Annotated in this window: 12 protein-coding genes; 9 read left to right on the top strand and 3 right to left on the bottom strand. The window is 66.4% G+C overall.

All coding sequences use genetic code 11. The features are described 5' to 3' along the window. Nucleotides 1-18 precede the first annotated feature (18 nt). On the bottom strand, nt 19-684 hold the full coding sequence (locus JWP90_RS12525; RefSeq protein WP_297364762.1) for an extracellular solute-binding protein: 666 nt from the start codon (nt 682-684) through the stop codon (nt 19-21). A 234-nt stretch (nt 685-918) separates the two neighbouring features. Here JWP90_RS12525 and JWP90_RS12520 point away from each other — a divergent pair, with 234 nt between their 5' ends. The 9 genes from JWP90_RS12520 (at nt 919) to JWP90_RS13215 (ending at nt 7,503) form a co-directional block, all read left to right on the top strand. Continuing rightward, nucleotides 919-1,932 (top strand): LacI family DNA-binding transcriptional regulator, encoded by a 1,014-nt coding sequence (locus tag JWP90_RS12520; RefSeq protein WP_297364765.1) that lies wholly within the window; start codon nt 919-921, stop codon nt 1,930-1,932. Nucleotides 1,933-2,198: 266 nt separating this feature from the next. Next, complete coding sequence (locus tag JWP90_RS12515) at nt 2,199-2,843, top strand: hypothetical protein (RefSeq protein ID WP_297364759.1); 645 nt, start codon at nt 2,199-2,201, stop codon at nt 2,841-2,843. Between the two features lie 40 nt (nt 2,844-2,883). Continuing rightward, a complete protein-coding gene (locus JWP90_RS12510) occupies nt 2,884-3,687 on the top strand; it encodes a PRC-barrel domain-containing protein (RefSeq protein WP_297364756.1) in 804 nt (267 codons plus the stop codon). 54 nt (nt 3,688-3,741) lie between these two features. Continuing rightward, nucleotides 3,742-4,062 carry a hypothetical protein gene (locus tag JWP90_RS12505; protein ID WP_297364753.1) on the top strand — a complete coding sequence of 107 codons (321 nt, stop codon included), beginning with the start codon at nt 3,742-3,744 and terminating at the stop codon, nt 4,060-4,062. Nucleotides 4,063-4,128: 66 nt separating this feature from the next. After that, nucleotides 4,129-4,647 (top strand): metallophosphoesterase, encoded by a 519-nt coding sequence (locus JWP90_RS12500; protein ID WP_297364750.1) that lies wholly within the window; start codon nt 4,129-4,131, stop codon nt 4,645-4,647. Between the two features lie 75 nt (nt 4,648-4,722). After that, nucleotides 4,723-5,109 carry a hypothetical protein gene (locus tag JWP90_RS12495; RefSeq protein WP_297364747.1) on the top strand — a complete coding sequence of 129 codons (387 nt, stop codon included), beginning with the start codon at nt 4,723-4,725 and terminating at the stop codon, nt 5,107-5,109. A gap of 24 nt (nt 5,110-5,133) precedes the next feature. Further along, nucleotides 5,134-5,928, top strand: a complete 795-nt coding sequence (locus JWP90_RS12490) for an NAD(P)-dependent oxidoreductase (RefSeq protein ID WP_297364744.1) — start codon at nt 5,134-5,136, stop codon at nt 5,926-5,928. 123 nt (nt 5,929-6,051) lie between these two features. Further along, nucleotides 6,052-7,245 carry a MarP family serine protease gene (locus JWP90_RS12485; RefSeq protein WP_297364741.1) on the top strand — a complete coding sequence of 398 codons (1,194 nt, stop codon included), beginning with the start codon at nt 6,052-6,054 and terminating at the stop codon, nt 7,243-7,245. A 21-nt stretch (nt 7,246-7,266) separates the two neighbouring features. Next, nucleotides 7,267-7,503 (top strand): hypothetical protein, encoded by a 237-nt coding sequence (locus JWP90_RS13215; protein WP_367182729.1) that lies wholly within the window; start codon nt 7,267-7,269, stop codon nt 7,501-7,503. A gap of 92 nt (nt 7,504-7,595) precedes the next feature. Here the strand turns inward: JWP90_RS13215 and JWP90_RS12480 are convergent, their stop codons facing one another. Further along, nucleotides 7,596-8,333 (bottom strand): DarT ssDNA thymidine ADP-ribosyltransferase family protein, encoded by a 738-nt coding sequence (locus tag JWP90_RS12480; protein ID WP_297364738.1) that lies wholly within the window; start codon nt 8,331-8,333, stop codon nt 7,596-7,598. A gap of 291 nt (nt 8,334-8,624) precedes the next feature. Further along, complete coding sequence (locus tag JWP90_RS12475; RefSeq protein WP_297364735.1) at nt 8,625-10,169, bottom strand: dGTP triphosphohydrolase; 1,545 nt, start codon at nt 10,167-10,169, stop codon at nt 8,625-8,627. Nucleotides 10,170-10,243 lie beyond the last annotated feature (74 nt).

Genomic DNA, 10,243 nt, shown 5'->3' with positions numbered 1-10,243 from the left:
GTGCCAGATCTGCAGTGCCTAGGCGACCTCCGGGGTGGTGTGGTCGGTTTCGTCGCCGCCGTTGGTCCACATGAACGGCAAGAACTGCCAGCTTCCCTCATAGGTGGCGATACCGGAGAAGGCGAGCCCGTACTGGTCTCCGGAGGTGAGCGCCGCTGCGGCGGTCTTGAGCTCGTCCCACGTCGTGGGCGGCTCGATACCCGCTTCAGCGAAGAGCGTTTCGTTGTAGAAGAGGCCGAGCGTGTTCACGGTGGGGGCGAGGCCGTAGACCTCGTCCTCGTAGGTAGCGGCTTCGAGGATGCCATCGGCGAAGCCGGAAATGTTGACGTCGTAGTCGCTCAGCGGGGCGAGCCCACCTGTTGCGGCGATCTCCTGCAGGTCAGGGTTGTCGAGCATGAGCACATCGGGAAGCGTCCTCGACGACGAGCGCTGCAGAACCTTCTGAATGAGGTCCTTGCCGGGCACGGTCTCGCGCTTGATCGTCACGTCGAGTTCTTCGGCGCACGCGTCGAGAGCTGTCTGGACGAGCGTCTTGTCCGGTTCGTTGTTGTAGTAGTCGAGAATCGTGAGGGTGTTCGGGTCACCCTTCGCCTGGCCACCCCCTCCTCCACCGGCGCAGGCCGTGAAAGCGAGCGGGGTAATGGCCGCGATGGCCAGCAGCGTTGTCAGTCGGCGTTTGTTCATGAGTGGCTCCCTTGCCAGTTCTATCGGGACGTCGATGTCCGGTAAAGCGCTTAACCGAGGCGGTGTCCACCAGTCTGGGACGCTTTCTGGGAGTTGTCAAGAAAATAGTTAAGCGCTTTACTGACTTGTGATGAAGCGTCCAGGAACATGACCTTCCCTGTGACAGACTTCAAGCCGGCATCCGCTCGTCAGCGATATGCTTCATCGAAAAGCGAAGGACACAGCGTGGCAACGATGCGGGATGTCGCCCGGCTGGCGAATGTGTCGATCGCGACGGTCTCGTTCACGATCAACAACAGCAAGCCGGTCTCCCCCGCAACGCGTGCCAGGGTCGAGGCGGCGATGCAAGAGCTTGGCTTCCGCCGCAATGCGGTCGGCCGTGCTCTCGCGAGCAAGCGCACACACATCCTGGCATTGCTCTATCCGGCGCTTCAGCACCGGTTCCGCGGAACTGTCGTCGACTTCTTCACGAGCGCAGCCACCACCGCGAGCGAACGTGGTTACAACCTCGTGCTCTGGCCGGCGGCCAACGACGCCGAACTCGACGAGCTGACCTCGACCGGCCTCGTGGACGGCGTTCTGCTGATGGAAGTCCAGGTTGAGGACCCGCGCGTGGCGCGACTTCAGAAGTCCGGCACCCCGTTCGCCCTCATTGGGCGCACCGCCGAGCCATCTGCACTCGACTTCGTCGACATTGACTTCGAAGGAACCGTCACCGCTGCGATCGACCACCTGGTCGGGTTGGGCCACGCGTCGGTCGGGCTGCTCGACGGTGGAGTCGGCAGTGGCGCCCTTCGTGGGTACGGACCGGTCGTGCGCACGCGTGCAGCATTCGAGCGCGTGACGGCCGAGCGCGGCCTCACGGCATTTCACGCCACCTGTGACGAGAACCCGCGTGCTGGGCGCGAGGCTGCCGCCCACTTGCTCGAGGAAGCCCCGGGCATGACCGCTTTGGTACTGATGAACGAGCATGCAGCCCCCGGACTCGTGACGGGGTTTCGCGCCGGCGGCGTCTCGATTCCCGAGGACATGTCGATCCTCTCGATCGCGTCGTCGAAAGAGATGGCTGCCATGAACGACCCTGAGCTGACGGTCATGAGCGCGCCAAGCATCGAGTTGGGCCGTCGGGGCGTCGAGCTTTTGATCGACCAGCTGACCGGTGCGAAAGAGCATGACCGGCACGCCTTGGTGATGTGTGCCTTCGAACCCGGGGGTTCGACCGCGCCGCCGCGCGCGGCCGCGCACTGACCCCGTCGGCGAACGTCCACTGCCGTTGCGGGCGCTTTCGGCGCGTGAGCACGTCGGGCACTGTTCGCTCCCTCGGAGATTCCCCCTCAGAGGCTGCCTACCGCGGCCGAACTGCAGCCTCGCCCAAAAACATCGAACGTGCGAACGCCGTCCCCGTAACCACCCCGGATCCGGCAGATTCTCGCGCGCCGGACGGAATGCAACCCCCTTGCATGGGGGGCAACCGGCACCCTTGACTGGAGTTCTCCCCTGAAAGGACCAGACCAATGAGCACTTCAGATCACGATCCAGACGCCAGGACCCGTGCCTTCAACACTGGCGGCCCTGAACCCCACGGCGCCGTTCCTGCAGAGCCGCAGGCCTCCTACCGGGAGGAAGTCACCGAACGGCAGAAAGAGCAGTTCGGTGGCATCAAGTTCGGGTCGGCTTTCTTCGGCTGGCTGACCGCAACCGGCCTCGTCGTGCTGCTGACCGCTCTGGCGGCAGCCATCGGCGCCGCGGTCACCGGCGGCGTGGAAGAAGCAGTGGACCAGACGGTCGACACTCCATTCGGCAGCGTCATCGTCTACTCCATCATCGTCCTCGTCATCCTTTTCATCGCCTACTACTGCGGTGGCTACGTCGCCGGACGCATGGCCCGATTCAGCGGCGCCAAGCAGGGTCTGGCTGTCTGGCTCTGGGCGATCATCATCGCCATCCTCGCCGCCATCCTCGGCGCAGTTCTTGGCGCCAACCTTCTCGCCGACGTGAACACGTTCCCGCGGATCCCCACCAGCGCCGAAGAACTGACGACCGCCGGAATCATCACCGCTGTTCTCGCCGCACTGGTCAGCCTCGGCGGAGCGATCCTCGGCGGCATGGCCGGCATGCGGTTCCACCGTCGCGTCGACCGCGCCGGTCTCGGCCGCTGAACCGGCCCGCGACATCCGTTTCTTGATCTGAGGAGAAAGCATGCTTGATTCACGCGATATCGGCGGCCTGCAGGGAGCGCCAGTGCTCGGCCCCGACAACGACAAACTCGGAACGGTCGGGCAGGTGTTCCTCGACTCGCGGACCGGCGCACCGAACTGGGTCACCGTGAAGACCGGCCTGTTCGGGCACAAGGAAACGTTCGTTCCGCTCACGAATGCCAGATGGGACGGTGAGGAGATCCACGTCGACATCGACCGCGAAACTCTCAAGAAGGCGCCGCGCATCGACACGGGCGAAGCACTGAGCCCGCACAACGAGGAAGCTCTCTACCGCTATTACGGCCTCACCGACGAGGAAACCGCCCGCCAGGGCGAGCACCCCGACCGTGACCACAACATCGGTCCTGACGGGCAGACGGTCACCCCGATTCCGACTCACGCGGCGGATGCCGACCGCTCGCGCGACCATGATCGTGACGAATACCGCGATGCGGATGCCCTGCGTCGCGATGACGATGTCGCGACTGTTGCCGCCCGCCCTGACGGGGCTTACGCGGACGCCGACACACCGCGTCGCCTCGACACGGACCGCGCTGATGACGCTCCACGCAATCTCGCCGAGCTTCACCCGGACGAGAACCAGCGCTACGGGACGAGTGATCCGCGGGACCTTCGGATGAGCGAGCAGCCTCTCGGGGAGCCGCTTCCGCCGGCATCCGACGGTGCGGTCGCCGGCGAACCAACCGGGAAGCACAGCCGCATGCGCCGCTACGACCCGGCTGTCGACGGCCTGGATGCGAACGGTCGGAGGATCGACCAGAGCGATCCGCCCAGAACCTTGTGAAACGGGTAGCCGCCTGCCCCGGCGGTCCCCTCACACTGAAGGAAGGAAGATTGAATGAGTGATTCAGCAGCTACCGGCGGCGATCCGGCAACAGTCGACGCAATGGACCACCAGACGGTGACGAACGACGCCGTCGCGGACGCACAGGTCGACAACACTGATAACGACTCACCCCTCGCTGCTCGCGAGGCGGAAGTGACCGAGGAACAACACCTCGACGACCGCCACGCGACGAGCGAGCACTACGTCTCAGACCAGCTCCGGTCCGCCGTCACCGAGGACGACCCTCTGGCAGACGTCTACCGAGACGACGTCGTGGACGCCGCGACTGACGATCCCGAACTGAACCCCGGCAGGGGTATCGACAACGTCTAGACAACACGACGTGCGGGTCCGGGCATTCGGCCCGGACCCGCTCTCTTATGCCCTGAGGATCCCACCATGCCGACCCGACTCCTGCTGCTCGCCGACACCCATGTGCCGAAGCGGGCCCGCGGCCTGCCAGACGCGGTCTGGCAGGCCGTCGCCGACGCGGACGTCGTCTTCCACGCCGGCGACTGGGTGGAGGAGTCGCTTCTGGACGAACTCGAGGCGCGATCCGCCAGGCTCGTCGGTGTGTACGGCAACAACGATGGCGAGCGGCTGCGGGCGCGCCTGCCGGAGGTGGCGGAGGCAACGATTGACGGCATCCGCTTCGCGATGATCCACGAGACGGGAGCGGCCACCGGCCGTGAGGCGCGGTGTGAGGCACAGTTCCCGGATGCCGACGTGCTGATTTTCGGTCACAGCCACATCCCGTGGGACACGGTGACGCCACGCGGGTTGCGCCTGCTCAACCCCGGCTCGCCGACGGATCGTCGGCGCCAGCCCGTCTGCACCCTGATGACAGCGACGGCAGACGCCGGAACACTGCAGGATGTGAGCCTCGTCCCGGTCGCGCCACCGACGTCACAGCGCTGAGCTGGGAACCGCAAGCCCCTTGTCGCGATTTGCCGCCGCTGCCTACGGTGAAGGTTCCGATGAAAGGGGAAAATCATGAGCGACAACATCCAGGACGAGAACGCGGCAACCGAGGGCGTCACGTCCGAGGGCGGCGTGTGGGGTGTCGGAGACCCCAAGGATGAAGAAGCCCTCGCCAAGCAGACGGTGACCAACGACGCCGTCGCCGGTGAACCCGTCGAACAGGATGCCGCCTTCCTCGACGTCGACGAAGCCGATGTGGAAACGTCGGACACCGATGCGATGAACGACGAGGACGACACAGAGAACGACCAGCACCTGTTCAGCAACACCCACGGCGAGGTCGAACCGGGCACCGACAACCAGGACACGACGGTGTCACAACTCACCGACGCCCTCGACAACGACGCGCTCGCGTCGAGCAACGCCCCCGAAACGGATACCACCGGCTCGGAACGCTGACGTCCGGGCAGGAAAGTGCACGGCATGGCCGAAACACAGGGCACCAGACGTCGCGTGCTGATAACCGGCGTGAGCGGTGGCATCGGACAGTTCCTGGAAGGACGCCTTCGCGACGATTACGAGTTGGTCACCCAGGGGCGCACACCCAGCACGCCCAAGCAGGAGAAGACCATGCGGCGGGCGGACCTCGAGAGCTACGCCGAGGCGCTGCCGCTCATGGACGGTGTCGACACCGTGCTGCATCTGGCGGGATCGGCGTCGCCCGAGTCGGAGTGGGACGACGTGTTGACCGCCAACATCGTCGGGTTCCGGAACGTGCTCGAGGCGGCACGAGAGGCAGGGGTGCGGCGATTCGTGTTCGCGTCCTCGAACCACGCGATGGGAATGTACGACCGGCTCGGGGAGTGGCCCGTGTACTCACACCAGTTGCCGCGGCCCGATTCCCTGTACGGGGTGTCCAAGGTCTTCGGCGAGGCGCTCGGGCGTTTCTACCACGACGAGTTCGGGATCGACTTCCTTGCACTCCGCATCGGGTGGTCGACCCCTGACCCCATGGTGGCCGAGGAGGACGTGCTGCGCGCGATGTGGCTCAGCGAGGACGACACCGAGCAGGTCTTCCGGTGCGCCATCGAAGCCCCGACCACCTACGGCCTCTATTACGCGGTCTCGGACAATCCCAATCGGCGATGGGACATCACCAACACGATGCTCGAACTGGGCTACCGCCCCGCGGACAGTTGGACCGACCGGGCGAAGCACTCGGAGCGCGTCGTCGAGGGCGGCCTCCCGGCACCGAAGGACTGGCCGGAGGGTTCGTAGACTTCGCGGAGTTGGTGACGTCACGAAGGAATCTGACGGTGGTGTCCACCGCCAGGGAACTTCCCGGGTCCCGCTCTAGACTGGTTCGCGGCAGAGTTCTGCCGCGAAACGAGGAGGCGGACTGTGCTGGTAACGGCGGCCCTGGTGCTCGATGTCATCCTGATCGTCGCCCTCGTCCTGGCTCTGGTCTACGGCTACACCCGGGGACTGCTCCGCGTCGTCGGCGGCATCCTCGGCATGATCGCCGGCGCTATCGCCGCGTTCTTCGTGCTCCCGCTCGTCTCGACCTGGGCTGCACTGTCGGTGTGGCGGGTGCCGCTCGCGCTCCTCGCCGGTGTGCTGCTCGTCTCGATCGGGTTCTCGCTCGGTGTGGCGATCGGCAACCTCGTGCGTCGTCCGCTCCACCGCACACCCCTGCGGGCCGTCGACCGGATCCTCGGCGCGATCGCCAACGTCGCTGTCGCCCTCATCGTCGTGTCTCTGCTGTCGTTCGGCGCCCAGTCTCTCGGTGCCCCCGTGCTCATCCAGGCGATGGCGTCGTCGAACGTTCTGCGCACGGTCGACGATCTCACGCCGCGGCCCGTGGCATCCTTTCTGGCGCAGTTGCGGTCGACGATCGTCACAGACGGACTCCCGCGCCTCATCGACGCTGTCGGTGTGCCGTCGACGGCGCCGTCGATCCCGGACGTGGCACTGGACTCGCCAGCGCTGTCACAGGCGGCCGCTTCAGTGGTGCGGATCACCGGGAACGCGCCCTCGTGCGGTACCGGGAGTGTCGGCAGCGGCTTTGTGGCCGCCGACGACCGGATCGTCACGAACGCACATGTGCTCGCCGGGGTGACCGAGCTCGTCGTCGAAGTCCCGGGTGAACTGCCGACGCCAGGGCGGATCGTCTACTTCGACGCGGTCGACGACCTCGCAATCATCGCGGTGGACGGTCTCGACGCCGCCCCGCTCGCCCCCTCCCCCACGCTCGCGCCCGGCACGAAGGCTGCGTTCATGGGGTATCCGTACGGCGGCCCGTTCTCGGCGCAGGCCGCCGAGGTTCTCGGCAACGGGTCCACGCTCGTCCCCGACATCTACGGAGCGAACCCGGTAACGCGCGAGGTGTCGACGCTCGCCGCGAACGTGCAACAGGGCAACTCGGGGGGCCCGCTGCTCACCGTCGATGGCGCTGTCGCCGGGGTCATCTTCGCCAAGTCAGACGGCACCGAGAACGTCGGCTACGCCCTCGCGATGGAGGAAGTGCTCCCGGTGATCGCGCAGGCTCCGACGCTGACGGATGCCGTCGCATCCGGTTCCTGCGTCGCTCGCTGAACCGCACGAGGGAGGGGCCACGTGCACCTTCGGGTCGGCGGGCTCGAGCGGGCTCGCGAGTTCTGCCGGGAAACGCTGGGCTTCGCCGTCACCGCCGAAACCCACGGCGCACTGCTCTTCGCTGCTGGTGGATACCACCACGTCGCCGCGAACACCTGGAGCAGTGCGGGCTCCGCCGGCCGGAATCGCTCGGGCTCGGCAGCTTCTCCGTCCACCTCGGTAAGGAGGATGCCCTCACCGCTGTCGCCGATCGGCTGACGGTGCGGCCTTCACACCGGGTGAGGGCGTGCCGAGGGCCGACGATTCGTGGGGAACACCGGGCGGCTGCTTGCAGAGGAGCCGCGCCGGAACTACTCGACGGCCTCGAACCAGGGCGTGTAAGCGGCGACCTTGGTCTCATAGGCGGTCGGTGCGAGCATCCGCTTGACTTTCTCCCGCACCGTGATGTTCGCGACTCCGATGAGCGCGATCTTGTCGACCGGCACCGAGTCGGCGACGAGAACCTCCGCTTCGAGCAGCGCGTCGTACTCTTCGTCCGAGCGGAGCTTGCGGAGCATCCGGACGGCACTTGCGCTGTTGGCGGCGAAGGGCGTCAGGGACCCGGCCGCATCTCCGTCGGCCACGACGACGTTCGCGAGCGCGCCGACACCTTCGAGGGAGACCGCACCGATCGTGGTGACGAGCACGACGAAATCGTTGACCGACAGACCGCTGACGTCGCTGGCGAGCCGGGCGTCGGACTTGCCTGAGCGGATGCTCCGCCACAGTGCCGCATCGGGCGAGAGGAAGAACGGGACAAAGGCCGACACCGGCGAATCCTGCTGCCCGGCGACGAACACGCTCTTGCGCGCTTCGCGGTTCTCAGCCGACGAGATGTCGATGACCGGGGTGGCGGCATCCGCGAGCAGGCTGCCTGTGCTGAGGATCTCGGGCAGGTTGCTGATGTGCGTCACGTGGTAGAGGCGCAACTCGGCCGCCTCGAACGGCGGGAGTTTGGCTGAAGCAGGGGCCACCTTGGGCGTTCCCGGGGTTCTGGCTGGTGCCCGGGTGCGACCGACGCGTTTCGCGGTCTCTTTGGGTTCAGGCACAAACTCTGCCTTCGGGAAGCAGGTGTCGCAGAATCCCCGTTCGAATCCGTGCTTACATTCGTCGCTCACTGCAGTGCCTCTCGATGTGCGGCGTCTCTTCCGACTTCCGGAAGTGCCGCTCTTCCTACGTTACGTTCATTTGCCGGGCGCCGCTTACCAGCAGAACCGAGAGCGCGGGGCCACTCGCTGTCACGCCGTCCGTAATCTCGGAGATTTCCGGCGAAATTGGGCCGCTGCGGTGCGTGTCGAACGATATAAGGCAAATCTCCGAACTTCGGAACGGAGCCCGCGCTACAAGCTCCGGCCGGACTCCCACAGGTTGTCGGAGGTACCGCTGATCAGGGTCGCGACCGAGATCGCTTGCGCGTCGGTGAACGAGGCGATGTAGTCGACCACCGCGCGGCTCTGCCCTAATCGCATGATTTCCGCGGCACCGGTCCCGACCCCGGCGGCGGTGAAGAACTCGGGTGCTTCATCGAGCAGTCTGCGGTACTCCTCCGTCGCCGCTTCGACCGAGTCGAGCAGCCTGCGGGGAGCGCGAGCGGCATCCGCCGGGTCGTTGAGCCAGGAGTAGAAGCCGTCGGCGAGCGCCTCGATCACCCGGGACTGACCGCGCTGGTACACGGCGAGATCGGACCGGTCGAGTACAAACCTGGTGTGCACGAACTTGAGCACGACGACGTCGTGCCACGCCTGCCGGCTCAGCCGCACGTGGCCGCTGCGGATGTTCGGTTCCCTCTCGACCCGGATGCTTCCCTTCAGCCGGTCGATCCACCGTCGCGTGAACGCCGAAACGGCCCGGTCAGCCTCGAGTCCGCCGTCGTACGGGATGGTGAGCAGTCCCTCGACGAGATCCGATGTGACGCGTTCGACCGAGTTGCGGAAGGCATCGGCGTCGGCGATCCAGGCGTCCTTCGCCTGCACCCTGCGCCATGCCGCCTCGAGCGAGTGGCCGGGCCGGCGGACCGCCAGCTCGGTCGCATCGAGTGCCGCGAGTTCGGACTGGGCGACAAGCCAGCCATTCAGCTCGGCAGAGACGGAGGTGTACTGCAAAACGCCGGCCCGGTAGAAGTCATCGAGGTCGTGCACCGAATAGGCGATGTCATCGGCGATGTCCATGACCGAGCACTCGAGCGTCTGCTGGTGGGTTCCGATCGCGGGGAACGCCGAGAGCACGTCGGCCATCTCGCGCGCGTCGATCGAGTACGCCGAGAACTTCAGGGCACCGGATGCCGCATCCGTCCCGACTCCCCGGGGCAGCTCCTCGGCGGGGCGCGGGGGCAGTGCGCGCCATTCGCCGCGGGTCCACGGGTACTTCAGTACGGCGGCCCTGACCGCTTTGGTGAGGTTGAGGCCGCGCGGGGTGGCGTCGCAGCTGTCGAGCGCGGTGAGGATCCGGAAGGTCTGGGCGTTGCCCTCGAAACCGTCGGGCAGCCCGAGCCGTTCACGGGCGACCCGGTCGAGAACCTGCTCGCCGAGGTGCCCGAACGGCGGGTGGCCGAGGTCGTGCGCAGCCGCGGCGGCCTGCACGACGACGGGGTCGCATCCGCCGAGTTCCTTCACGATCGTGCGCACGTTCTCGGACGCGTCGCGGAACCCGACCGCGATGGACCGCGCCACCGCTGAGACCTTGAGCGAGTGGGTGAGCCGGTTATGCACGATCGTGCCGGAGCCGGCCTGCGGAATGACCTGGGTGACGGCTGACAGGCGCGTGAAATAGGGCGAGAAACGGATGCGTTCAACGTCGACGCGGAATTCGTCCTCGCCCGAGGTCGCTGGTTCGGTGAGGTTTCGGTCGCGGCCGCCGCCGGTGTGGGTTCGCGGGAAGCTCAGCATGGTCTCGCCAGCCTAGTAGCGTCGCGGCATCCGGTACCTACTCACCCGCTCCGGACCAATACACCCGGCGCACC

The sequence above is a fragment of the Mycetocola sp. genome (assembly GCF_025464835.1).
Classification (GTDB): Bacteria; Actinomycetota; Actinomycetes; order Actinomycetales; family Microbacteriaceae; genus Mycetocola_A.
This window is presented reverse-complemented; position numbering and strand designations above follow the sequence as displayed.

Coding starts and splice junctions, on each gene's coding strand:
- JWP90_RS12515 (WP_297364759.1), top strand. CDS start 2,199: ATGAGCACTTCAGATCACGATCCAGACGCCAGGACCCGTGCCTTCAAC.
- JWP90_RS12475 (WP_297364735.1), bottom strand. CDS start 10,169: ATGCTGAGCTTCCCGCGAACCCACACCGGCGGCGGCCGCGACCGAAAC.
- JWP90_RS12505 (WP_297364753.1), top strand. CDS start 3,742: ATGAGTGATTCAGCAGCTACCGGCGGCGATCCGGCAACAGTCGACGCA.
- JWP90_RS12525 (WP_297364762.1), bottom strand. CDS start 684: ATGAACAAACGCCGACTGACAACGCTGCTGGCCATCGCGGCCATTACC.
- JWP90_RS12495 (WP_297364747.1), top strand. CDS start 4,723: ATGAGCGACAACATCCAGGACGAGAACGCGGCAACCGAGGGCGTCACG.
- JWP90_RS12500 (WP_297364750.1), top strand. CDS start 4,129: ATGCCGACCCGACTCCTGCTGCTCGCCGACACCCATGTGCCGAAGCGG.
- JWP90_RS12490 (WP_297364744.1), top strand. CDS start 5,134: ATGGCCGAAACACAGGGCACCAGACGTCGCGTGCTGATAACCGGCGTG.
- JWP90_RS12520 (WP_297364765.1), top strand. CDS start 919: ATGCGGGATGTCGCCCGGCTGGCGAATGTGTCGATCGCGACGGTCTCG.
- JWP90_RS12510 (WP_297364756.1), top strand. CDS start 2,884: ATGCTTGATTCACGCGATATCGGCGGCCTGCAGGGAGCGCCAGTGCTC.